23 protein-coding genes are annotated in these 25455 nt (G+C 29.0%); 13 read left to right on the top strand and 10 right to left on the bottom strand.

Going from position 1 to position 25455, the window contains the following annotated elements:
- Positions 1 to 4 precede the first annotated feature (4 nt).
- The 4 genes from lptC (at position 5) to CXF68_RS08030 (ending at position 4297) form a co-directional block, all read left to right on the top strand.
- A complete protein-coding gene (lptC, locus tag CXF68_RS08015) occupies positions 5 to 577 on the top strand; it encodes an LPS export ABC transporter periplasmic protein LptC (protein WP_232771625.1) in 573 nt (190 codons plus the stop codon).
- Positions 577 to 774 carry a hypothetical protein gene (locus tag CXF68_RS08020; RefSeq protein WP_101043863.1) on the top strand — a complete coding sequence of 66 codons (198 nt, stop codon included), beginning with the start codon at positions 577 to 579 and terminating at the stop codon, positions 772 to 774. The genes lptC and CXF68_RS08020 overlap by 1 nt, the downstream gene beginning before the upstream one ends.
- Positions 774 to 2066, top strand: coding sequence for a hemolysin family protein (locus tag CXF68_RS08025; RefSeq protein WP_101043864.1), 1293 nt, complete (start codon positions 774 to 776; stop codon positions 2064 to 2066). The genes CXF68_RS08020 and CXF68_RS08025 overlap by 1 nt, the downstream gene beginning before the upstream one ends.
- A gap of 113 nt (positions 2067 to 2179) precedes the next feature.
- Complete coding sequence (locus CXF68_RS08030) at positions 2180 to 4297, top strand: peptidylprolyl isomerase (protein WP_101043865.1); 2118 nt, start codon at positions 2180 to 2182, stop codon at positions 4295 to 4297.
- Between the two features lie 165 nt (positions 4298 to 4462).
- Here the strand turns inward: CXF68_RS08030 and CXF68_RS08035 are convergent, their stop codons facing one another.
- From CXF68_RS08035 to CXF68_RS08065, 8 genes are all read right to left on the bottom strand, one after another.
- Positions 4463 to 6010 (bottom strand): phospholipase D family protein, encoded by a 1548-nt coding sequence (locus CXF68_RS08035; RefSeq protein WP_101043866.1) that lies wholly within the window; start codon positions 6008 to 6010, stop codon positions 4463 to 4465.
- A gap of 85 nt (positions 6011 to 6095) precedes the next feature.
- Positions 6096 to 6638 (bottom strand): hypothetical protein, encoded by a 543-nt coding sequence (locus CXF68_RS08040; protein ID WP_198553770.1) that lies wholly within the window; start codon positions 6636 to 6638, stop codon positions 6096 to 6098.
- Positions 6639 to 6807: 169 nt separating this feature from the next.
- On the bottom strand, positions 6808 to 7671 hold the full coding sequence (locus tag CXF68_RS08045; protein ID WP_101043868.1) for a hypothetical protein: 864 nt from the start codon (positions 7669 to 7671) through the stop codon (positions 6808 to 6810).
- A 97-nt stretch (positions 7672 to 7768) separates the two neighbouring features.
- Positions 7769 to 8284 (bottom strand): cupin domain-containing protein, encoded by a 516-nt coding sequence (locus CXF68_RS08050; RefSeq protein WP_232771626.1) that lies wholly within the window; start codon positions 8282 to 8284, stop codon positions 7769 to 7771.
- The gene (locus CXF68_RS20820) at positions 8247 to 8420 is read right to left on the bottom strand and encodes a hypothetical protein (RefSeq protein WP_198553771.1); all 174 of its coding nucleotides are present in this window, start codon (positions 8418 to 8420) and stop codon (positions 8247 to 8249) included. The genes CXF68_RS08050 and CXF68_RS20820 overlap by 38 nt, the downstream gene beginning before the upstream one ends.
- Positions 8413 to 9855 carry a sodium:solute symporter gene (locus CXF68_RS08055; RefSeq protein ID WP_101043870.1) on the bottom strand — a complete coding sequence of 481 codons (1443 nt, stop codon included), beginning with the start codon at positions 9853 to 9855 and terminating at the stop codon, positions 8413 to 8415. Before CXF68_RS08055 ends, CXF68_RS20820 begins: the two co-directional genes overlap by 8 nt.
- A 123-nt stretch (positions 9856 to 9978) precedes the next feature.
- Positions 9979 to 10608: an NAD(P)H-dependent oxidoreductase gene (locus CXF68_RS08060; RefSeq protein WP_101043871.1), complete on the bottom strand. Its 630-nt coding sequence runs from the start codon at positions 10606 to 10608 to the stop codon at positions 9979 to 9981.
- 89 nt (positions 10609 to 10697) lie between these two features.
- Complete coding sequence (locus tag CXF68_RS08065) at positions 10698 to 11525, bottom strand: peroxiredoxin (RefSeq protein WP_101043872.1); 828 nt, start codon at positions 11523 to 11525, stop codon at positions 10698 to 10700.
- A gap of 37 nt (positions 11526 to 11562) precedes the next feature.
- Between CXF68_RS08065 and CXF68_RS08070 the strand changes: the two genes are divergently transcribed.
- From CXF68_RS08070 to CXF68_RS08110, 9 genes are all read left to right on the top strand, one after another.
- Entirely contained in the window at positions 11563 to 12837 is a 1275-nt protein-coding gene (locus CXF68_RS08070) for a DUF2851 family protein (RefSeq protein ID WP_101043873.1), read from the top strand.
- 35 nt (positions 12838 to 12872) lie between these two features.
- Positions 12873 to 13550 carry an NUDIX domain-containing protein gene (locus tag CXF68_RS08075; RefSeq protein WP_101043874.1) on the top strand — a complete coding sequence of 226 codons (678 nt, stop codon included), beginning with the start codon at positions 12873 to 12875 and terminating at the stop codon, positions 13548 to 13550.
- A gap of 117 nt (positions 13551 to 13667) precedes the next feature.
- A complete protein-coding gene (locus CXF68_RS08080; RefSeq protein ID WP_101043875.1) occupies positions 13668 to 15122 on the top strand; it encodes a nicotinate phosphoribosyltransferase in 1455 nt (484 codons plus the stop codon).
- Between the two features lie 9 nt (positions 15123 to 15131).
- On the top strand, positions 15132 to 16154 hold the full coding sequence (locus CXF68_RS08085) for a hypothetical protein (RefSeq protein WP_101043876.1): 1023 nt from the start codon (positions 15132 to 15134) through the stop codon (positions 16152 to 16154).
- A gap of 5 nt (positions 16155 to 16159) precedes the next feature.
- Entirely contained in the window at positions 16160 to 17161 is a 1002-nt protein-coding gene (locus tag CXF68_RS08090; RefSeq protein WP_101043877.1) for an ADP-ribosylglycohydrolase family protein, read from the top strand.
- Positions 17158 to 17547, top strand: coding sequence for a hypothetical protein (locus CXF68_RS08095; RefSeq protein WP_101043878.1), 390 nt, complete (start codon positions 17158 to 17160; stop codon positions 17545 to 17547). Before CXF68_RS08090 ends, CXF68_RS08095 begins: the two co-directional genes overlap by 4 nt.
- Positions 17522 to 18280 carry a phosphoribosyltransferase family protein gene (locus tag CXF68_RS08100; protein ID WP_101043879.1) on the top strand — a complete coding sequence of 253 codons (759 nt, stop codon included), beginning with the start codon at positions 17522 to 17524 and terminating at the stop codon, positions 18278 to 18280. The genes CXF68_RS08095 and CXF68_RS08100 overlap by 26 nt, the downstream gene beginning before the upstream one ends.
- A 176-nt stretch (positions 18281 to 18456) precedes the next feature.
- Positions 18457 to 18972, top strand: a complete 516-nt coding sequence (locus CXF68_RS08105; protein ID WP_101043880.1) for a hypothetical protein — start codon at positions 18457 to 18459, stop codon at positions 18970 to 18972.
- Positions 18973 to 19185: 213 nt separating this feature from the next.
- Positions 19186 to 19944: an SH3 domain-containing protein gene (locus CXF68_RS08110; RefSeq protein ID WP_101043881.1), complete on the top strand. Its 759-nt coding sequence runs from the start codon at positions 19186 to 19188 to the stop codon at positions 19942 to 19944.
- A gap of 72 nt (positions 19945 to 20016) precedes the next feature.
- On the opposite strand, the gene CXF68_RS08115 is transcribed toward CXF68_RS08110, so the two are convergent.
- Both CXF68_RS08115 and CXF68_RS08120 read right to left on the bottom strand, forming a co-directional pair.
- A complete protein-coding gene (locus CXF68_RS08115) occupies positions 20017 to 22470 on the bottom strand; it encodes a thiamine pyrophosphate-dependent enzyme (RefSeq protein ID WP_101043882.1) in 2454 nt (817 codons plus the stop codon).
- A 116-nt stretch (positions 22471 to 22586) separates the two neighbouring features.
- Positions 22587 to 25370 (bottom strand): aminopeptidase, encoded by a 2784-nt coding sequence (locus CXF68_RS08120; RefSeq protein WP_101043883.1) that lies wholly within the window; start codon positions 25368 to 25370, stop codon positions 22587 to 22589.
- Between the last annotated feature and the right edge of the window lie 85 nt (positions 25371 to 25455).

Raw genomic sequence — 25455 nt, forward strand, 5'->3', positions numbered from 1 at the left:
TCGAATGAAACAATTTTCAATAAATATATATAATAGCATTGCTACCATCTTTATGGTGGCAATGCTTTTTTCTTGTACTAATTCTAAAAAAGAAGTGCGAGATTTCCTAGCAGATAAAAATTTACCTTTAGGAACAGCTAAAAATATTTATCACATTAAAAAAGACTCAGGTAGGATAGTGTCAAAAACAAAAGCGCCTATTTTTTACGATTTTTCTAATCGTAATGAACATCCATATAATGAATTTCCAAAAGGAATTAAGATTGTCTCAATAGATAAAACAGGAAAAGATTCTACTACAGTTAGTGGTAATTATGCATTAGCATATCCTAAAACTAAAGTTTCTGAGATTAGAGGGAATGTGGTTATCTTTAATCACAGCGAAAAAACAAAATTAGAAACCAACCAATTATTTTGGGATCAGAAAGAACATTATTTTTTTACTGAAGATGGTTTTCGATTAACAACACCTAATGGTGTTATTAATGGTTTTGGTTTTGAATCAAAAGAGAATTTAAAAAAATGGATTGCTAAAGATATAACAGGAGATATAGAAACTAAAGCAGACGGATTATAATGAATACATTTTGGAAATATTTACAATACGGATACCTTGTGATTGGGATTATTTTTTTTATTGAAGGAATTCTTAGATGGAATTCTGATAGGCAAGAAGCATTTATTATGTTTGGATTTGCTATCTTTATTAGTTTAATATTCTTTTTTAAACGACACTTTAGAAGAAAAATAGAAAAAAGAAATCAGCAACGTTAATGCAATCTGAAATTATCATAATTTTTGTTTCTATATTATTTTCAGCCTTCTTCTCAGGTATGGAAATTGCTTTTGTTTCAGCAAATAAACTTCATATTGAGTTAGAGAAAAAAAGAGAAGGATTTTTACCTAAAATTTTAGCGATACTTACCGAAAAGTCATCTAAATTTATTACCACAATGTTAGTTGGTAATAATGTTGCTTTGGTAGTATACAGTTATTTTATGGGGCAATTATTAATGAATTCATTTCAAACAATATTGCCAACAAATATTACAGTAGTAAATTACCTATTAGATGATTTAAGTTTGTTAACACAAACAATACTATCAACACTTATAATATTAGTAACTGCTGAGTTTTTACCAAAAACAATATTTAGAATTTATGCAAATGAAACACTTAAAATTTTTGTTGTTCCTGCATATATTTTTTATCTGTTATTTTATGGAATAACATGGGTTATCACTAAAATTTCAAACTTTTTTCTATTTCTGTTTTTTAGAATACAAGAAGACGAAGCTAAAACAGAATTCAGTAAAGAAGAATTAGGGAATTATATTTTGCAACAATTAGATGGTGGTAATGAGGAAGATACAATAGATTCTGAAATTCAAATTTTTCAAAATGCTTTAGAGTTTCACAAAGTAAAAGCGAGAGAAATTATGGTGCCTCGTACAGAAGTTGTAGCGATCGATTTACATGAGTCTGTAAGTAGCCTTAAAGAGAAGTTTATAGGAACAGGGTTGTCTAAAATATTAGTATATAAAAATTCTTTAGACGATATTTTAGGATATGTAAATTCTTTTGAATTATTTAAAAAACCAAGAACAATTAAATCAATATTACTACCTGTAGAGTTCGTTCCTGAATCGATGATTATAAACGATGTTTTAAACAGTTTAATAAAAAAAAGAAAAAGTATTGCTTTAGTTGTTGATGAGTATGGTGGTACTTCTGGTATTGTTACTGTTGAGGATATTGTTGAAGAATTGTTTGGTGAAATTGAAGATGAACATGATAACCAAGAATTGTTAGAAGAAAAAATAAATGATCAAGAGTTTAACTTCTCTGCACGATTAGAAGTAGATTACTTAAACGAGGAGTATGATTTGAATATACCAAAAGAAGACGCTTACGAAACTTTAGGAGGTTTTATTATTAATCATACCGAGACAATTCCTGCACAAGATGAAGTTTTAATGATTGATAAATTTCAAATTAAAATTTTAAAAGTAAGTGCAACAAAAATAGATGATCTTCACTTTAAAGTCGTTTCTAAAGAAGAATAAAACGTGTTTTATTCTAAAATAAAGTGAATTACCTTAAAATCAGCCTTGAAAAATATTGCATTATTTAATGTGAAATTGTATTTTCGCACACTGTTAATAAAATAAAATAACGTATGGCAATTTTATCGAAGATTAGAGAACGCTCAATGTTCTTAATTCTTGTAATTGGTTTAGCACTTTTTGCTTTTGTATTAGACCCTTCTACAATATCAGATTTTTTTAGTGCAAGTAAAGTAAATGAAATTGGTGAAGTAAACGGAGAAACAATCTCTCGTCAAGAATTTGCTGAAGCTTTAGATGCCTATAAAGCACAAACAGGTAGTAGTGTTTCTGAAATGCAAGCAGCAAAAACTGTTTGGAACAATTTAATTAGGCAGAGAATTTATAAAACACAATTAGAAGAATCTGGTATCACTGTAGGTGATGCAGATATTATGAATGCGTTATATGAATCTCCATCTTTACAAGGTGATGCAAGATTTCAATCTTCTGGTCTTTTCGATAAAAATAAGCTTAAAGCACATTTAGCTACTATTAAAGAGGTAAATGGAGAAGAATGGAAGGCTTGGCAAAACTATATGAATTCATTAAAGAATAATATAGAAAAAACTACCTATGATAATTTAGTAGCGTCTGGTTTAGGAGCTTCTTTAAAAGAAGGTGAAGCACAGTATTTAAATGAGAACACAAAAGTGAATGCTAAATTTGTATATGTACCATACACATCAATAGCAGATAGCGCTGTTGTAATAAAAAATAGTGATGTTAAAAATTACATTAACAGTCACAAACAAGATTTTCAAGTAGAAGCATCAAGAGACATTAATTTTGTCAAGTTTGATATTAAGGCAACTACTGAAGATGAAATGGCAATTAAAGCTGAAGTTGCAAAATTAATTGAAGATGCTGTTACTTCTGGTAATGTATCGGTAAAAGGATTAAAGAATGCAACGGATTACGCTGAGTTTTTAGCAGAAAATGATTCTGATGTCGCTTTAGATGAAAACATTAAATTTAAATCGCAAGTACCACAGGTAATTGCTGAAGAAATATTTAGTGGTAAAGAAGGTGATGTTTTTGGACCTTATAAGGATGCTGATCAATTTAAATTATCTAAAATTACCGAGGTTAGTCAGTTACCTGATTCAGCCCAAGCACGTCATATTTTAATATCTTTTATAGGAGCAAGTCCTAGTGGAGATGAACCAACTAAAACAGAAGCTGAAGCAAAAGTTACAGCAGATAGTTTGTTAACTGTTATAAAAGCTGATAATTCTAAATTTGTAGCTTTAGTAAAAGAATTTTCTTCAGACAAAGGATCTGTAGAGAAAGAAGGTTTTTACGACTGGTTTGGTTATAACAGAATGGTGCCTTCATTTAGAGATTTTGTATTTCAAGGTAAAAAAGGGGATTTAGGAGTTGTTAAAACTCAATTCGGATTTCATGTTATTAAAATTGAGGACCAAAATAATTTTCAACCAGTTGTGAAATTAGTAACATTTGGTCGTAAGGTTGAAGCTTCAGAAGCAACAGAGAATACTGTTTTTCAAAATGCTGAAACATTTGCTTTAGCATTAGCAAAAGGTAAAAGTTTTGATGCAATAGTAAAAGATGAAAAATTAACCTCTCAACCTGCAATAGGTTTAAAGTCGTTAGATGAAACAGTACCAGGTATTGGTAAAGAAAGAGAGATTATTACTTGGTCTTTTGGTAAAGAGATAAACAAAGGAGCTTCTAAGCGTTTTGATGTTGAAGGAGGATATGTTGTAGCTGTTTTAACAGGTAAAACTGAAAAAGGTTTAATGCCAGTTGAAAAAGCAGTTGCAGGAGTTCGACCTATTTTAGTGAACGAAAAGAAAGCTAAAATGATTGAAGCTAAAATTAGCGGAGCTACTTTAGCTGAAATAGCAAAATCAGTAAGTCAAACAGTAAGAAATGCGACAGCAGTTAATTTAAACTCACCTTTATTATCTGGTGTTGGTAATGAGCCGAAAGTAATCGGAGCAATGTTAAATTCGAAAGAGAAAGCTGTAGTAAAAAATGTTGTAGGAGATAAAGGAGTATTTGCTTTTGAAGTATCATCAAAAGAATTACCAACTGCTTTACCTAATTATGATAGCTTTAGAAAACGTTTAGTAAACGAAAGAAAAAATAAAACATATCAAATGTATGAGGCTGTTAAAAAAGCTTCAAATATTGAAGATAATATGAAATCTTTCTACGGAATTTAATAATTATCTAAATTATAAAATAAAGAAACCGAACGACATCCGTTCGGTTTTTTTGTGCTCTAACTTTAGATTAATTAATATGTATAGGTTTCTCAGTAGTGATTTAATGGATTTATTCTTTTTATGAATGTTGTATTATAGCTAATAATAGAGGCCTTTTGTATGTTATAATATTTCTTTTGGAATTATCTTTCTTGTCCAGGTTTTTAAACGTTTATAATTATCCACTTCAGCGTCTGGATTAAAATTTAAAGTTGTTTCCCATGAGTTTTCAGGTTTAAACTCTATTTCCATGCCTTTTAGTACACCTTTAGAGACTTTACTAGAATTAACAATAGCAATACATTCAGTATTTAAATTAGCGCTCCTAGGATCAAGATTAAATGTACCAATAACAGTTATTTGTTTATCGATAATCATAGACTTTGCATGAAGACCAAATGTAGGTTTGTGATCTAGTTTTTCTTGTAACTCACCTGTCATTATTTTTGTTCTTTCTGCTGCATCTGGGCGAAATTCAAATATTCTAATACCTGTTTTTAGTAGTTTTTTTCTATCTGTTTGATAACTACTAAAAGCTTCTAAATTATCTGTTGAAGCCAAACTATTGGTAAGTATTCTAATTTTAACACCTCTGTCTACAGCTTCTTTAAATAGATTTTGGGCTAATTTAGTGGTAATTAAATAGGGTGTTTGTATATCTATAGATGATTTAGCTTTTTTAACTAAATCAATTAAAGCTGTGGTTGAAACACCACCACCTTCTAAACCATGCTTTCCATCATTTTTACCAGGATTGTCAGAAATAAATTTTACATCATCTAACCATGTTAATTTCCCTGAGTTCTTAATGGTTGCAAACGTAGCAGGTAGATTTTTTATTCTTGATCTTATTTGTGGCCAAAAATTAGCGGGATTACATGCATACTCATGTAAGTTATCAAACCTATTTTCTAATAAAACATTTTCAGGTTTGTCACTTATTATACTAGTAATCTTCTTACTTAACGGACTGTTCCAGAACTGTTCAAATGATTTGTTAACTTTTTCTGACTCTTTACCTATTAATAAAATATCACGATCTCTAAAATTGTATTCATGATCATAATCAAAATATTCATCAGCAATATTACGACCACCTGTAATTACAACCTTACCGTCAACTACAAATGTTTTATTATGCATACGTTGATTTGCAGATCTAAAATCTGTTGCAAATTTATGAACCTTGTCAAAAATATTCTTTCCTAAATTAACACCTGGATTATATACTTTTACAGTAATATTCTTATGAGAATTAAAGGTTAAAATGTCTTGAATGTCAGAATCAACCATAATGTCATCAACAATAATTCTTACTTTAACTCCACGATCAGCAGCTTTTATTAAGTAATCACAAGCAATAAGTCCTACATTATCTGTTGAGAAAATAAAGTATTGAATATCTATAGTTTTTTCAGCATATTCAGTTAACCAAGCTCTAGCTACCATTGAACCACTACCATCTTCTAGAACGTACACACCAGTTTTTGTTTGCATAAGCTTTTCAAATTCCTTTAGTTCTTTAGAAAGAGTAATGCTTTCATCTCGATGAATATTCGAGCAAAAATTAGTTTTAGGTGTTGTTTTTTTTGCTTGACTACAAGCTGTAAATAAAAGTATAGTAATGATGTAGTAATATCTTAATCTAAAAATTTCTTTAATTTGAATCATCTTTTAGGCGCTATTTTTTTATAAAAGTATTAAAAAATAGCAACATATATTACACAGAAATAATTTAGATTATTTAATAGGTTTATTACTTGATAACAGAATCTAAAGAATATTCATTGTCATTAGGTATAATGTATTCATTACCCAGTTTTTTTACAGCTTCGTAATTATTTAACGAAATATCTACCCAATAATCATCACCTAAAAGGTTGAAAAAATAACGATTATCTATATGTTTTTGAAAAAAAACGTGTATCTCTGACTTATGTTTATACTTAACAGTACCATCTAATGAGTCAATATACTTTATATTTATGCGCTTTTTTTTAAGGTAACGTATGTAGGTTGTATCATTCTTAAAAACAAGCTGTTTAGGTTCTGCTGTTCCTCCGTTCCAATTAATATCTCCTGGTTTTATTGATACTTTATAAATAAAATGATGTGAGGTTCCGTAATTATGTTTACTAAAAATACCTATAGATTTGGTTTCTTTATTTGTCTTCTCTACAATTAAACGTTTTCCGTTTGGTAATGCATTACTGGTTTTATCAATTGTTTTTTCAGTAGTATTATTACAAGAAATTAATAAATAACTAATTGTTAGTACTAAGAGAAGTTTATTTTTCATTTGAAATTTTGTAGTCATTTTACGGAATATCTTGTTATCAAATCTTGTTACAGGTAAAAATTAAATTAAGGCAACCTGTTTGATATTTTAAAATTTAAAGATAAGAGTTAATCTTTCTTTATTTAAGAATTCGTCTACCTTCTATTTTAGACCTTTTATTGAGAAATACTTACTGTTGTAGTAATTCCTTTTCGATACGTTGGTTAGAATATTTTGGTGCTACCCATTTTTTATAAATAAAGAATTCGATTAATGGCAGACAGATAATAATGAGTAATAAAATTAACTGAAACAAAACCAAAGATTTATATTGATCGTATAGTAAATAATCAAACCATTTTATTAATTTATCTTTTATTCCTTGTTCAATGTCTTTATATCCTACATTTAATAAGAAATCCATTCCTGTGCTAAATTCCTCATATGATAATGACTTGTTAATAGTAACATGCGTTTTTGATCCAGCAACATTAAGCATTCCGTAGACAGCTATTTTATAAATATCATTTCCATATTTATCAATTAGAAAGGCAGCTATTTTGTTTTTATTATCATCGATAACAGAATATCCTGTGTTATATGCTGTTGTTGTTATTTTTAAAGATTCTACCAGAGCATTGGAATCATCTTTAGCCTCTATTGCTGATTGCTGTAATTTAACAATAAAATCATTTTTACTTTTTTCAGATTCAAAAGATAGTTTAAGAATATTATTATAAATGCTAGATGTGATAGTTTTATTTTCTTCATTCAGAATCTTGTATATACCAGTAATAAAACCAATATGCCCAAAAAGAAATAGAAACGCAATAATAAGCATTGGAATATACAGCTTTACTCCCCAATTATAATATTTTGGTTTTCTTTTTAAAATCTTCTTTTTATGTAGAACGACAATGTAAAAAAGTGATATAAAAAAGCCGAGAAATAAAAAGATAAAGGTGTTAAAAATTAAGGTACCTGTGTGAGGTAGCACAATTTCTTTAATAATATTCCAAATGACACTCCACTTTATTTTATCAAAATATTCCATTTTTGTATGTTTTTGATTAATTTCTGATTTTTTATAGATACTAAATATTCAACATTAGTAAAACAAAACATTAATAGAAAAATAAATTTACAAGAACTTAATGATGCGTAAGTTTCGTAATAATACCTATATGTTGAGGGAAAAGTGTTGTTAATTCTTCTCTTTTTGGTAAAATAAAATCCTTGAAATCAAAACCAGGAGCTACAGTGCAACCTGTAAAAGCATAAGAATTATCCTGTAAAATTTCAGCAGCAAACCAATAGCCCGCTGGTACTGTAAATTGTGGTTCCTCGTTGTTTTTTAAATTGTTTCCGATAAATATAAACGAATAATCTCCTTTAGGGGAAATCATGTGTAACTTTAAGGTTGTTCCTTTATAGAAATGCCAAATTTCATCTTGATTTATTTTATGAAAAGCCGAGAATTTTTCAGATGTCAATAAAAAGTATATACAGGTGCTATAATTTCTGTCTCCTATAAAATTAGATACTAAATTTTTGTTTTCTATAATTCCTTCACTTCTATAAGTTTCTTTATAAAAACCACCTTCAGGATGTTCTATTAAATCGAATTTATTAATTATACTTTGTGCTGTCATTTTCTTTTTGTTCATTTATTTTTTTAACAAGTGCTTTTAAACGCTCTTTATTTTGCTGTTTTTCAAGTTTTACCTTGTTTTCTTTTTGCTTCATTAAACGAGTATGCTTCGCTTTATTGGCAGTGTTTTTTGCTTTCCCTTTTTTAGGCATCCTTTTGTTGTTTTATAGCTAATAATCCTAAGAAAGTAATAAGTCCGTTAAGAACTAAGACAAAGAAGCCGAAATCGAAATTTAATTGCGCTTTACTAAAAAGACTTATTAAATAAGTAAGAATAGGAGAGACTATACAAATTATAGGAACTAAATTATCTTTTACTTTTAATTTTGTAAATAAGCCGAAGGCATATAAACCTAGTAAAGGACCATATGTGTACCCAGCAAATTGAAATATCTTAGCAATTACACTAGCATCTGCAATAAAATATTTAAAAATTAAAATAGTAGCGATTAATACAAATGAAAATAAGATATGTATTTTTTTACGAATTTTCTCTTTTTCTAGATTATCTTCTTTTTTGTCAATTTCTAAAATATCAATACTAAACGAAGTTGTTAAAGAGGTTAAAGCACTGTCTGCACTTGAGTATGCAGCCGCAATTAATCCAAGTAAAAAGAATAATGAAGCAACTAATCCTAAATCACCACTCATAGCAATCATCGGAAATAATTGATCTTTATGAGCTTCAATTCCATTTGTAGCAGCATAATCAGTTAATAATATTCCCAAAGCTAAAAAGAAAAAATTTACGATCACTAAAACGATGGTAAACCAAAAAATATTCTTTTGGGCGTCTTTTATATTACGACAAGTTAAGTTTTTTTGCATCATATCTTGGTCTAAACCTGTCATTACAATGGCTATAAATGCTCCAGAAAAGAATCTGTTCCAGAAATAATTTCCAGCTTTAGGGTCTTCAAAAAAGAACATTTTAGATAATTTGTTTTCTGAAATATATGAGAATAAACTATCAATTTGCATTGCGTCTTTAATAGTGACTATACAAACGCCTACGGCAATCAACATAAATAAGGTTTGCAAGGTATCTGTCCAAACAATTGTTTTTATTCCTCCTTTAAAAGTATATAACCAAATTAACAAAATAGTTATCGTTACAGTTACCCAAAATGGAATTCCGTATGCATCAAACAGAATTAACTGTAATACATTGGCTACTAAAAATAAACGAAAAGCTGCACCAACAGTTCTTGAGAGTAAAAAGAAAGAGGCGCCTGTTTTATACGAATATCTTCCAAAACGATCTTCTAAATAGGTATAAATAGAAGTAAGGTTTAATCGGTAGTAAAGAGGAAGTAGAACTAAACCAATAACGGCGTAACCAACAACATAGCCTAATACCATTTGCATGTAACTCATCTGTTGCCCTTCTACCCAACCAGGCACCGAAATAAAAGTAACTCCAGATAATGAAGCGCCAATCATACCAAAGGCAACTAAATACCAAGGAGAAGAATTATCTGCTTTAAAAAAAGTGTTGTTGTTTGCTGATTTACCAGTGATGTAAGAAATAAGAATTAATACACCAAAATAGGCAAGAATAAGGAGTAATATATGTAGTGGTTGCATACAGTTTAATTATGAATTACGAATGTACTAATTTGTAATTATAAATTAAATGTAATAAGTTTAATAAATGTCAGTTTGAGGGGAGTTGGTATCTTTCTACTCTACTCAAACTGACAAAGAGCACTAAAATTCAATAATAACTTCTTCCGTTTTTTTACGAACTTTTATTAAATCTTTCATATAATCATCTTCAGCTCTAAAACCAACAGGTAATACTAAAACAGACGTTAAGTTATGCTGATCTAATTCTAAAATTTCATCATATTTTTCAGGAACAAAACCTTCCATAGGGCACGAATCTATTTGTTCATTTGCGGCAACTGTCATTAAATTACCTAAAGCTATATATGCTTGGTTTTTATTCCAAACTTTTAATTCCTCTTGTGATTTGTTACCAATAGAAGAAATCAGCATTTCTTTAAAAGGATTTAAAATTTCATCAGGAGTATTTCTAGTAGTTTTTACTAATGAAAAATAAGTATCTATATCTTTTATGGTATACTCTTTAGGAATACATAAAACTAATACGTGTGAAGCTTGTAGTACTTGTGGTTGATTCCAAGAATGTTCAACTAATTTTTGTTGAATTTCTTTATTCTTAATTACTAACATTTTAACAGGTTGCAATCCGTAAGAAGTGGCAGTTAAATTAAAAGCTTCTTTTAGTGTATTTATTTGTATTTCTGAGAGTGATTTATTTTCGTCGAATTTTTTAACAGCATAACGCCATTGTAAACTTTCTATACTATTCATTTTATTATTATATTATTTATAAAGCAAAACTACAATTGCTTTTAAGAAAAATTAATGTTTAACTATTTTAAAAATTTATGGTAATAAATTTAATTGTTATAGTTGTCTATAACTTTAATAAAAGTCTCTGGTTCTGGTCGTACTCGGTAATTATCGGTTAAATCGGCAAAAATAATTTTATTGTTTTTGTTAGTAATAATAACAGTTGGTAAAACAACATCAGTGTCGTAACCAAAAACTTGAAACCCTGCGGGTAATCCGTTTTTATGAAGAATACCAAGTTGTTTCGCAACAATATTATCGCTGTCTACTAAAAATTGAAAAGGGACTTTATGTTTTTTTGCTAATTTTTCAGTGTATTTGTGAGGTTGAGAACTTACTAAAACCATAGTAGTATTTCGTTTTTCTATTTCCTTGTATTGGTCTACAACTTCCTGTATTTGAGCCATACAAAGCGGACACCAATTTCCACGGTAAAAAATGAATATATTAAAATCACCAGGTAAATTATCTATTGAGATATCTTCTCCTTGGTTGTTCTTAAGAATAAAATTAGGAAGTGTTTTTCCTATATCTAAAATTGAAGTGTCTCTGAAGTTAAAAGAAGAATACCAAGTTAAATATGCTAACCAACCTAAAGTTAAAATTACTGCTATAAGAAGCGATTTTTGTTCGAAATTAAAAAGATTTAAAAGAAAACCGATAACAATAAAAGTTGAGTAGAATTGCAAATTTTTCGTTGTTCTTGCTACTGGTTTTATAAATAACATTGAAAAGAAAACAATAACAGTAAGAGATGAAATTAAGAGCCCTATTTCATTGATGTTAAAATCAATATTTATAATTGTTTTGATAAAAATAATTAAAGAAAAAACGGGAAATCCGCTGATAAAAAGTGATTTATAAATATTTTTCATATCTTGATAGTCGTAAAATAATTGCTAATTTACGGTTATGAAAGAAGAATTTCTACATTTTATGTGGCAATACAAATTGTTTGATGTAAATAATTTGAAATCTGAATTAAATGAAACCATTCAGATAATTAAACCTGGAGCTCATAATAATAATTCAGGTCCTGATTTTTTAAACGCTCAGTTAAAAATAAACGATCAATTATGGGCTGGTAATGTTGAAATTCATATCAATTCTTCCGATTGGTATGCACATAAGCATGAAAATGATGAGAATTACGACGCGGTGATTTTGCATGTGGTTTGGTGCCATGATTCAGAGGTGTTTATGAAAAATAATAAACCAATGCCAACTCTTGAATTAAAGAGTTTAGTTAATGAAGATTTATTGGGTAATTATCATAATTTATTTTATAAAACATTACGTTGGATTCCTTGTGAAAAGGAGATAGTTAATGTTGATTCTTTTTTAATGAACAATTGGTTAGAGCGATTGTATGTAGAACGGTTAGAAAATAAATCAGTTTTAATAAAAGAACTATTATCACGCTCAAATAATGATTATGAAGCTGTATTATTTCAATTATTAGCTAGAAATTTTGGATTAAAAATAAATGGAGACGCTTTTCTACAATTAGTGCAATCGTTTAGTTTTTCTACTCTAAGAAAAGTTTGCTTTAACGAACAGGAGCTTTCTGCTTTATTATTTGGTCAAGCAGGTTTTTTAGAAAAGGATATAGAAAATGAATATTTCATTCAATTAAAAAAAGAGTATGATTATTTAAAGCATAAACATAATTTAGAACCCATTTCGAATAATTTATTTCAGTTTTTTAGAATGCGTCCCACAAATTTTCCAACCATTCGAATTGCTCAGTTAGTGGCATTGTTTCATAAACATCAAAATTTGTTTTCTAAATTAATGCAATTGAATAAAATAGAAGATTTTTATAGTTTGTTTTCAGTTGAAGTAAATGATTTTTGGAAAGAACATTATACGTTTGAGACTGAATCAAAAAAAACATTGAAAAAACTCACAAAATCATTTGTTGATTTATTACTTATAAATACCATTATACCTTTACAATTTGTATACAAACAAAGTAAGGGAGAAGAAGTTAATGAAGAAGATTTCTTTAAATTAATTAAGCAAATTAAACCAGAAAAGAATTCAATTATTGATAAGTTTTCTGATTTAAAAATTGGTATAACCAGCGCTTTTGATAGTCAAGCTTTATTAGAACTTAAAAATAATTACTGTACAGAAAAACGTTGTTTACAATGCGCAATAGGGAATCATTTGTTGAGAGCATAAATTTAACTATTTTTGTGTGTAAATTACACATATACATGAGTGAGCAATCTATAAAACTATCAGTAGATGCAGTTGTTTTTGGTTATGAAGCAGGTGTTATATCAATATTACTTATAAAAAGAAAATACGAACCTTTTAAAGGCAAATGGGCGATACCTGGTGGTTTTGTTTTAAATACAGAATCATTAGAAGAAGCTGTAGAGAGAGAACTTAAAGAGGAAACAGGTGTAAAGATTAACTATTTAGAGCAGTTGTATACGTTTGGGTCACCAGATAGAGATCCAAGAGCTAGAGTAGTATCAATTGCTTATTTTGGATTAGTACGGCCTAATGCTTTTAGAGTAAAAGCTTCAACTGATGCTGAACAAGCTGAATGGTTTAATATTGATGAATTACCAGATTTATCTTTTGATCATAAAGAAATACTGAAAGCTGCTATAGAAAGATTACAAGGGAAAATTACTTATGAACCTTTGGGGTTTGAACTACTCGACGCAAAATTTCCGTTTTCAGATTTAGAAAAATTATACACAACTCTTTTAGGTAGAGATGTTGATAGAAGAAATTTTAGAAAGAAAATTATTGGATTAAACGTACTTGATGAGCTTGATGAAAAAGTATCAAAAGGCTCTGGTAGGCCCGCAAATTTATTTCAATTTAATGAAAAAAGATACTTTCAACTTAAAAAAGAGGGAATTGTTTTTGAGGTTTAGTTACTTATATTCAGTGATTTCATTAATTTGTGTTAAAATAACGCAAATAAAATTAGTTTAAAATTAAAATACATTATATATTTGTGTCATAATTACGCAAACTAAAACATTGTTTCTATGAATGGATTATTATTAACCGACGGTTATAAAACAGGACACCACCAACAATACCCAAAAGGAACAGAAGAAGTTTATTCTAATTGGACACCAAGAAGTAATAAATATGCACCTAAAGGATGTGATAAAGTTGTTTCTTTCGGACAGCAATATGTTATTAAATGGTTACACGATTATTTTAAAGACAATTTCTTTTCGAAAAATAAAGAAGAGGTTTGTAACGAAATTAAAGAAGAGCTTTCTTTATACCTAGGAGCTGAATATGATGTAACTCATTACGAACAATTACACGATTTACAATATTTACCAATAAAAGTTAAATCATTACAAGAAGGAGTAGAAGTGCCAATTAGAGTTCCTATGCTTACTGTTGTAAATACACACAAAGATTTTTATTGGATAACCAATTTTTTAGAAACTATATTATCTACCATGCTATGGCAACCAATGACATCGGCTACAATAGCTATTTTATATAAACGAATCTTTAAAAAATGGGCATTATTAACCGATAGTGAAAATGTCGCTTTTATAGATTTTCAAGGGCATGATTTTTCAATGAGAGGAATGGGAGGTTTACAAAGTGCTTTATCTTCAGGTATGGGACATGCAAGTGTTTTTATGGGGTCAGACACACTTCCTGTTATTAGTGGATTACGTAAATATTACAATGCAAAAGGCTTTGTAGTTGGCTCTGTAAACGCAACAGAACATTCTGTAATGTGTGCTGGAACAAAAGATGATGAAATAGGTACATTTAGAGCATTAATGAATACATATCCAACAGGAATATTATCTGTAGTAAGTGATACTTGGGATTTATGGAAAGTGCTTACCGATTATTTACCAAAATTAAAAGAAGAGGTTTTATCTAGAGATGGTAAGTTGGTAATAAGACCTGATAGTGGAGATCCTGTAGACATTATTTGTGGAGAAAATCAAAGTATAAACGGAACAACACCACAAGAAAAAGGAGTAGTAGAATTACTTTGGGATATTTTTGGAGGTACAGTAAATAAGGAAGGATTTAAAGTTTTAGATAAGCACATTGGTGCTATTTATGGCGATAGTATAACAACAGAAAGAGCAGAGCAAATATGTAAAAGATTACATGATAAAGGGTTTGCATCTACAAATGTTGTTTTAGGTATTGGTTCTTTTACATATCAATTTAATACAAGAGATACTTTTGGATTTGCTATGAAAGCAACTTCAGTTGTAGTAAACGGAGAACGAAGAGAAATTTTTAAAGATCCAATTACAGATGACGGAATAAAGAAATCTGCAAAAGGATTGGTAAAAGTAGATTTGGTTGATGATGAATATGTTTTGGTAGATCAAGTTTCTGTTGAAGAAGAAGCGCAAGGAGAGTTGCAAATCATATATAAAGACGGTGCCTTTTTAAATGAGGTAACATTACAAGATGTTAGAGGACGTATAAATGAAAGTGTATAAAATGAGCTTATGTGGTTTGAAAAATTAACAGGTTTTAAAGAGATTTCACATGAGAATGTGAAGAATAATATACTTATTGATGGGCACAATATCATTTCAAAAAAAAATAATAAATCCTTTCAATTCGGTGAGTTAGAAGTTGTTTCTTTAGAGAATTTAAGAACTAAATTATTCGAAAACAAATTAAAAGGTAAGATAAAAGTATCTGAAATTGTAACAAACGTACAAGATTTGCATTGTGATTTGAATAATAAAAATGCGCTTTTTCAAGCAGCGTCACAGTTTAATCTATTAGAAATGGTTGGGCCAAATATTACACCTGAAAAAGGAGTTGATATTTATGAAAGAGACTTTACACAAGGGCCAGCATGTGCTATTGCTTGTGGAGCAGGAACAATATATAGAAATTATTTTGCAAAAGTTAATGGTAAAGTTGGTCAAACGTCTGAAAATCAAATTGATTGTTTAAGTGATATAGGAGAAGAATTAAATAATGAAGACTTACTGTTATGGAAAATGAGTAACGGATATGCTTTGTTAAGTCAAGAAGGGCTTTTAAATGTAAATAAACAACTAGGTAAGCTAAATCAAAAAGAAAGAGAATATTTAAAGGGGAAATTAAATGTTGGTATTCAATGGAATACAGAAGTGACTATTGCAGAAGAAAAACAAATTGTTTCTCAAGTGTATTGTTCAGCATTACCAGTTGCTTATTCTGATATTGAATCATTTTATTGGGAAAGTTTCGCAAGAGTAATTTTAGAAGCAACATACGAAGCTACTTTGTATGCGGCTATGATAAATATGAATAAGTATAGTTCCAATAAAGTTTTTTTAACTTTAGTAGGCGGTGGAGCATTTGGTAATGAAACAGATTGGATAGTTGAATCGTTAGTTAAAGTGCTAGATAAGTTTAAAAACGCTCCATTAGATGTTAAAATAGTGAGTTATGGTAATTCAAATACATTATTGAAGGATGCGATAACAAATTTCTTAAATAAGGTTGATTTAGAAGATAATATAAACCTATAACTTTTATGATTAAGGAAATACTTATTGGTACAGCTATTGGTGATGCGTTTGGTGCAGGTGTAGAATTTCAGGATAGGAATTGGATAAGAGAGCATGTTGATTTTTCTAGATTCGTAAATGCTAGAGGTCAGATAAAAGTAGCTAAAGAGAAAAAGGAAATTTTTACTAAAAATTATAAAGAATGGGATTATACTGATGATACAGAAATGACTATTGGATTAATCAATGCCCTAATATCTAAAGAACCGTTTTCGGAAGATTTATTAGTTCGGAAATGGAAAGAAGAGTATGATAAGGGAATAGAAATTAAAGGGCACGGAAGAAATGGTCATGGATCTATGAGTTGGTATTATTCAGGATACAAAACAATAGAAGAGGTTCGAGATTTTCAGAGAGATAGACCTAACCCTGGTAATGCTCCTGCAATGAGAGCTGTTTTTTTGGGGTTATTAGATGAGAATTTAATAAATGAATATGCTTTAATAAATGCAAATGCTACACACCCAAATATAAACGCAATATTATCAAGTCAATGTATCGCTAGAGCATCAGAGTATATAATCGTTAAAAAAGGTGATCCAGCAAATATTATAGAATATTGCTTTGATAAGGTAATATTAAATGATGAATATAAAAGCTATTTGATAGAAGTAAATAAAATAGGAGTCTATGAAAATTTAAGTGCTGAAGAATTAACCATTTTATGTGGTAATCAACCAATAGAAGCTCCTTATTTCTTACCAGGGATAAACGGAGTTCCTTCAGATTCAAAATTTACAACGGGTGCTGTTCTTTATATTCTTAAAAACGCCACAAATGCTTTTGATGCATTAAAAAAAGCTGTTTTATTAGGTGGTGATGTAGATTCTATTGCATCAATTACTGCTGGTATTATGGCTGGGAGATTTGGTTTAAAAGAGATTCCTTTGTTTATGATAAATAACATTGAAAATAGCTCCTATTTAGAAGAAATTGCAAACAGTTTTAATGAAAAAATATATAAATGAATGTATTAGATTTTGATTTTTATAATCGGTTAAAAACAGATTATATAGCACATAAAAGTCTTTTTGTCGCTTTTGATTACGATAATACGGTGTTCGATTATCATAAGGTTGGAATCGATTTTACCACAATAATTAAATTATTACAAGAGTGTAAATCTTTAGGGTTTACTATGATTTTGTTTACAGCAAATGAAGGAAAAGATTTAGAAAGAGTAAAAATAGATTTAGAAAACAGAAAAATACCGTATGATTTAATAAATGAGAACCCGTTAATGAATACGCGAAAACCATACTATAATATTTTATTAGATGATAGAGCAGGTTTAAAAGAAGCATATGTAAATTTAAAAAGATTGATAGATGAAATACGAAATAAAGAAGTTTAAAGACGGACAAGTTGCCGCTAAAATTATAGAAACGGGAGATTTACATATTAAAATTAGAGGAAATTCTTACGAAGATTTATTTCGAATAGCAGCTGTAAAAGAAGCTTGGGACGCTGTTAATGTTACAAATAAAAATGCGATAGCAATATTAACAATTACTTGTTTAATTGGTCAGCGATCAGACAGGCGTTTTAATACTGGAGAATCTTTCGATTTAAAAATAATAGCCAATTTTATTAACTCACTAAATTTTGATAGTGTTGAAATATTGCATCCACACAGCTCAATAAGTTTAGCTTTAATTAATAATTCAGTAGAATTAAAGAATTTTGAATACGTTAAGAAAGCATACTTTAAAATAGGAAGTCCGATATTAATAAGTCCAGACGCAGGTGCTTATAAAACGACTCACGAAATTGCGGAGAAGTTAAATGCAGATTTGGTACCGTCAAATAAAGTAAGAGTAAACGGAGTACCTGTAATAAGTATTCAGGGAGATGTTAAGGGAAAAGAATGTTTAATTGTTGATGATTTAGCTGATGGAGGTAGAACGTTTAAATTTTTAGCAGAAGAATTAAAAAAACAAGGAGCACTAAATGTTTCTTTATATGTAACGCATGCACAATTTAACTATGGTTTTGATGAATTAAAAGAAACTATAAATCATATATATTGTACAAATAGTTATAAAGACATTAAAGATGACTTTGTTACACAGTTTAAAGTAATATAATTTTTAGAGGTAGGTAGTTAAATTAGTATGGTTTTTATTATCAGTTCGAGCGGAGTCGAGAACTATTAGTTTGTTATAAATAGGTTTCGACTACGCTCAATCAAACATTCCTCAAGATGTTTCAATTAAAATATAAGTAACTATCTACTTACCTCTGTAATTTTTAAAAGAATAATATGCTAAAGATTAATAAAAATAAAGAAGAAACAGAAACTCACCAGTTTTTACCAAGTGGAGAATGGGAGGGGTTTTATTGTTATAATAAATCTTCTGAACAGCATAAAATGGAAATTAATTTAGTCTTTAAAAAAGGAATTATCTCAGGTAATGGAACAGATGATATTGCCTCATATACATGGAAAGGTAATTACTGTTTAAAAACATTTAAAGTAGCAATGATAAAACGTTATGCAACCCATCAGATAAAATATAATGGAGATATTGACGAGCAAGGAATATGGGGTGTTTGGGAAAATATAGTGCAAATGCCGCCAGGAATTGATGCAGCTTTGTTTGAAAGGATGAAAGCAGGCTTTCGGGATACTATGATAGGCGGGTTTCATATATGGCCGAAAAAGACAGCAACTAATTCAGAAAAAAACAAAGCAGAAGAGAAACTAACAAAATCAAAAAAATTAAAAAGACTGGTTAAAATGCGTTCGTTAAAAGAAATTGTAATTAATTCTATTTAATTTTAGAATAGGAATAATTAAAATACGTGTAGTAACTATGTTATTGATTTGAGAAAATACGCGTAAACGGAACGATAAATTGTAAAAAAACTTTTTTAAAAAGCAGATTAAGTAATACCTTATTGAACAAATGAAAATATAATGAGATTTCAATTAGGTGCTTTTAAATAGATATTAATAAAACTCATATATTTGTAAAAAAAATAATAAAAAATGAAAAAAGTATTTATTGCAATTGTTTTAGTATCCTCTTTGTTTGCAGCATGTAAAGAAACAGGTAAGTCTAACGAATCTGAAAAAAATATAACAGAAAAAGGTGAGCAAGCAGAAAAAGTTAAAGCACCAACTACAAGTGCTATCTGTTTATTAGATAAATTATCTATAAGAGAAACTCCATCATCAAAAGGAAAGTGGATAACTTCAATGAGTTTAGGAGAGAAAGTAGCTTTTACTGGAGAAGAAATTACTGATAGTAAATCAAAAAAACAGTATTATAAAGTTAAGTTAACTGATGGTAAAGAAGGGTGGACAAGAGCTACCTTTTTAGCTGTAAATGGTAAGGTTGGAGCTATGCTTGAATCAGCAAATGTTTATAAAAGACCAGATTTACTAACAAAAACTGAAAAGAAGTACAGTGTAATGGATATTATAGCTGTAACAGAAAATCAGGGTGATTGGATGAAGGTAAAAGGTAAAAGAGCAGAAGGTGAGTATGTTGAAGAAGGTTGGATAAAATCATCAAATATAACAAATGATGAGATTGATATTGCAACTGCAAAATTTGCGAGTTCAGCAATCAAAAAATCAACAATGACAGAAAGAATCAAAGCATTACAAGAAGTGATTGGTAACCCAGATTTATCATCTTCTAAGTTTGTAAGTATTATAGAAGGTAAAATTAAAGATTACGAGTTAAGAAATAAAGAGATTGATGTAAAGGATGTTAAGGTAGAAGAAGAGCCTAAGTCTTAGATTTTAGACATAAAAACGAAAAAGCCTTTTAGAATTTTTTCTAAAAGGCTTTTTTGTTTTTATATAGTATTTTTAATACAAGTCTTTAAATTTTGTAGGATTTGCTTCATTCATAATTTCGTATACTTTTTCGAAAATATCTTCAGCAGAAGGCTTAGAAAAATAATCTCCGTCAGTACCATAAGAAGGCCTGTGTGCTTTTGCTGTTAATGTTTGAGGTTTGCTATCTAAATGCTTGTACCCATTCTGATTTTCAACAATTTCTTGTAATAAATAAGCTGAAGCCCCACCAGGAACATCCTCATCAACTACTAATAAACGATTTGTTTTAGCTACAGATTTTACTGTGTCATGATTTAAATCAAAAGGTAGTAAACTTTGTGCATCTATAATTTCTATATCAATACCAACTTGTGTTAAATCTTTAGCAGCCTCTTCAATAATTCGTAAAGTAGAACCGTAAGAAATAACAGTAAGGTCAGCTCCTTCTTTTATAGTTTCTACAACACCAATTGGAGTTTTAAACTCACCTAAGTTGGTTGGTAATTCTTCTTTTAAACGATATCCGTTTAAACATTCAATAACTAAAGCAGGGTCATCACCTTCTAATAAAGTGTTATAAAAACCAGCAGCTTTAGTCATGTTTCTAGGAACTAAAACATGAATTCCACGTATATTATTTATAATTCCTCCCATAGGAGAACCAGAATGCCAAATACCTTCTAAGCGGTGACCTCGTGTACGGATAATTAACGGTGCTTTTTGCTTACCAAAAGTACGATAACGAAGTGTTGCTAAATCATCACTCATTATTTGCAAAGCATACAATAAATAGTCTAAGTATTGAATCTCAGCAATCGGACGTAAACCACGCATTGCCATTCCAATACCCTGTCCTAAAATAGTAGCTTCACGAATACCTGTATCTGAAACTCTTAACTCACCATATTTTTCTTGTAAGCCTTCTAAACCTTGATTTACATCACCTATATAACCAGCATCTTCACCAAAAATTAAAGTCTCTGGATATTTTTTAAAAATAGCATCAAAATTGTCACGCATTATAACACGAGCATCGACCAATTTTTTTTCGGTAGCATAAGTAGGTACTTCAGAAGGTACGTTTTTGGTAGCAAGTGCTGTTTCGCTTAATAAATGAGAAGAAAATTTAACAGCCGCATTATCTATTGATAATTTAATAAAGTTTTGCAATGTTATTTTTTCTGCAAATTTTTCATCTTTTAAGTAACGTAATGCTTTACGAGTAGCAACTAAAAGATCTTTTCTGATAGGTTCGTCTATAGCGGCTAAATCATTCTTATATTTTGTAATAAAAGAACCGTTATTACTTTTCTGAGCTACTTTTTCTAATAAATCTATAGCAATAGCAACTTCAGATTTTATTTCATTTGAGTATGCACTCCATGCATCACGTTTAGCTTTACTAACTTCTTTTTTAGATTCTTTATCTATTTTTATTAACTCTTCTTCTGAATCAATAAACTTTAAAATACCTCCGTTTTCATCTTCTAATTCAAATTCTAAAATCCATTTACGCATTTGAGTAAGACAATCAAATTCTTGTTCCCATTTTAAACGTTCAGCAGATTTATATCTTTCGTGAGATCCAGAAGTAGAATGCCCTTGTGGTTGTGTTAATTCTTTTACATGAATTAATACAGGTATGTGTTGTTCTCTAGCAATTTTAGAAGCTTTATTATAAATATCTACTAATTGTACATAATCCCAACCATTAACTACAAAAATTTCATATCCGTTAGTATCATTTTCTTTTTGAAATCCTTTTAAAATTTCAGAAATACTTTCTTTTGTTGTTTGATATTTGGCGTGAACAGAAATACCATACTCATCATCCCAAACATTCATAACCATCGGTACTTGTAAAACACCAGCAGCATTAATAGTTTCAAAAAATAAACCTTCAGAAGTACTTGCATTACCAATGGTACCCCAAGCGACTTCGTTTCCTTTATTAGAAAAATCAGTAAAATTTTCTAACCCTTTTACATTTCTATAAATTTTAGAAGCCTGTGCTAAACCTAATAAACGTGGCATTTGACCAGCAGTTGGAGAAATATCAGCAGATGAGTTTTTTTGAGCAGTTAAATTTTTCCATTGCCCGTTTTCATCTAAAGAATGTGTAGCGAAATGACCACCCATTTGACGACCAGCAGACATTGGTTCTGCATTAATATCTGAGTGACCATATAATCCTGCAAAAAATTGTTGAGGTGATAATTGACCAATAGCCATCATAAAGGTTTGATCTCTATAATAACCAGAACGAAAATCCCCATTTTTAAAAGCTTTTGCCATTGCTAATTGTGGCACTTCTTTACCATCACCAAAAATACCGAATTTAGCTTTACCTGTTAAAACTTCTCTACGTCCTAACAAACTACACTCTCTACTTATTCGAGCAACTCTATAGTCGTTTAAAACTTCATTTTTGAAATCTTGAAAAGAAAGTTGTTGAGTGTTAGTTACTTCGGTCTTTTGCGTCATGGTTCTCTATTTTGGGATAGTCACAAAGATAGTTTTTTTAGTTGAAATTTAAAAATTTCAACTTTCATTGAATATTCTTCAAAAAAAGAGCGAAAAAAGAAGATTTGTTGAAGTATCTATAATAAGCCTCTTCTAATGAAATTGTAAATTCTGTCAACACTAGTTGTAATAACAAATCTTATTTTTGTAGGATAGGCTTCTTTTGTAACTTCAAACCCTTCATTAGTATATATAGGTAAGTAAAATTCAAAAATATTAGGAATGAAGTTTAGCCGGACTCCGTTTTCATAAAAAAACCTTGGAGAATTTTTTTTGTTTTTTAAATAAGCAAAGTCATTATATATTTCTGCCCATTTCCAAACACTAACACTTGTGTTTAATGAAGCTATTAGACTGTTTGAAAATTGAGGACTATTGAATTTAGACTTGAAGCCTCCTTGACCAACAACAAATTGCTGACTAAAGATGCCATTGTTTTCTGATCGCCCAAATAAATTTTGTTCAAATAAATAATCAGAACCACTATTTAGTCCGAAACTAAAATAATCTCCATCGGTTTTATTAGATAAGAAAACCCCACCAAAAAAACGAAATTCATAACTTCTATCTTCTGCAAAAAAACGACGAAAACGAAAATCGGTTGTTATTTTGCTAAATTTTGAGTTAAATTCGGCATTTATAGCGTATTGAATCCTGTTAATAGCATCAAATTTGTAGTGGATATACCGTAAGTTTAAAATATTGTATTTGTCTCTATTAGTTTTAATCTCTCCCAGTTTAGTTTGCTTATTAATACTAATCAAACGAGTGGTAAAAGTTTTCAAACCAATGTCACGAAGTGTATTTCGTCTAAAGAGAATGCTTATGAATGGAGAGAAAGTTTTATACTCAAGTTCGGGAGCATGATGAAAATTGCTGCCACCAAAACCATATCGAATTTTATAAATTTTAGATTTATTAAAAAAATGATTGTAAGCCAATGAATATGATCCGGTGAAATTATTACTTTTAGTACTGTAATTTGGTGTTAAACTAAACTCGAAATTATGATTTACAATAGATTTGTTATGAATGTTTACGCCTAATATAAGTCCATCATATAAGTTGTATTTAAAGTCAGGATAGTAAAATAATTGATTGTAATATGGGTTTTCTATATCCTTTAAAAATCTAAATTGAAGTGGTTTGTTTATTAGGTTATTGTTTATTTTTCTAAAATTATCTAACGAGTTGTATTCAGGGTAGCTATTTTCATAATTTAAAGCGAGTTTATTAAAATCACCTTTTTTGATTTTAATTGTTTTAGAAGAGTCAGTTCCTGTAACCCATGTTTTAAATTTTATTTGCTGTTTTTGTATTCCATATAAAGCAATAGGAGATGAGAAATTTCTTTTGTTTTTAATTGTAACTTCTAAAGAGTCTTTGTTTTTTGTGCTAGTTATTTTAGATATTTTATAATCAATTTTTTTATTTGTTTTTATGTAATCGTTAAAAAACCATTTTAAGTCTTTTGAAGAGTTTTTTTGAAGGGTTTTTTTAAAACTATTACTGTTACTTAATTTTAATTGGTTTTTTGAATAAAACTCTTTTACTGATTTAACTAAAGTATCTCCTCCTATAAAATCTTGAAGATATAATAAGCCTAAGCCTGCTTTATATTTACTAACAATTTTTCTATTAAAGTTTGAAAGAGAATCTGAAGGTGTTGTTAAGGATTGATCATAGAATTTACGTGCACTAAATTGATAGACAAAAGCATATTTTTCAAGTTGTTTTAGTTTAGATATATTATATGTTTTTAGTGGCCAGTATTTAGAATATTTTCCCAATATAGTCGTATTAGGGTAGTATTCTTTAATATATTTCATCATTAAAAAAGTTTCTAAGCCATCCGTAAGCCAGTAATCTATTCTTTGATTTAATATTAAAACATCATCAATATATTTTTTAGTAAGAGCTTTAAAAAAATTAATTTCCCATCTAAAATTTTTAGGAAAAGGTTTTAACCAATAAGGTAGACCGTATATTTCATGCAATGAGTTTTTATTAATGGTAGTAGCATCAATAAATATCTCTGTATGTGGGTGTTTTCCTATGAAACCTTCAATAAATTTAATTTGTTTATTTATGATTTTTGAAGTAGTATCACGGGGAATACTTTTCAAATAAGCATTAGTTTTTATTTCTTTCTTTTTTGTTTTAAAAGAGATAAATTTATTAAGAGAATTAACATGAAGAATAATATCTTTCTTTCTTTTTCCTACTAAATGATAATTTATAATATTTTTTTCCTTTGTTTTATATTGATATAAATTACTCTCAACTGTATATTTTTTAGGAACATCAATACTTATTGTATAGTTAGTTAGATCTTGATATAAATCATTAAGATTTAAATTACTCATTAACTGCCATTTTTCTTTATATATAGTAGGAACTATGTGCCAGAAACGTAAATGATAACCATTTTTTATTTTTCCGTATCCTGTAAATTTTGCACTAGGAATTTTTACAGTGTATGTTGTTGATAGAATTAAACTGTCTTTAGGTTTTAGCGTTTTATTTAGAGATACTTCAACTATATCTGATTTATTTTTTATTTCTTTAAAAGAAACTTGTTGGTAGTTTATAGATAGGTTGTGAATTTTTGAATAACCTCTATCTTTTTTTTTTGAGAAGTAAAATTTTTTATTGTAATCTTCTATAAAGCGTTTTCCTAAAGGTGTGTCGTTGTCTTTATAACTATTTGCCCAATTATGAAGAAATATTGAGTTTAAATTTTCTGAAGAAGTGTTATAAAAAACAGTTTTTTGTTGAATAAGAAGCAAGTCGTTTTTATCGTCGAGTTTTGCTTTTATTTCAATAGTATTTGTTTGTGCTGTTAGTGTATAACAGTACAAAAAAGTGAAAGATAAAAAAAAGAATAATTTGTGTCTCAAAGTTAAAATGATTAAAGCTTATTGAATATTATTCAATAAGCTTTAA

The organism is Tenacibaculum sp. Bg11-29, from assembly GCF_002836595.1.
Lineage (GTDB): Bacteria > Bacteroidota > Bacteroidia > Flavobacteriales > Flavobacteriaceae > Polaribacter.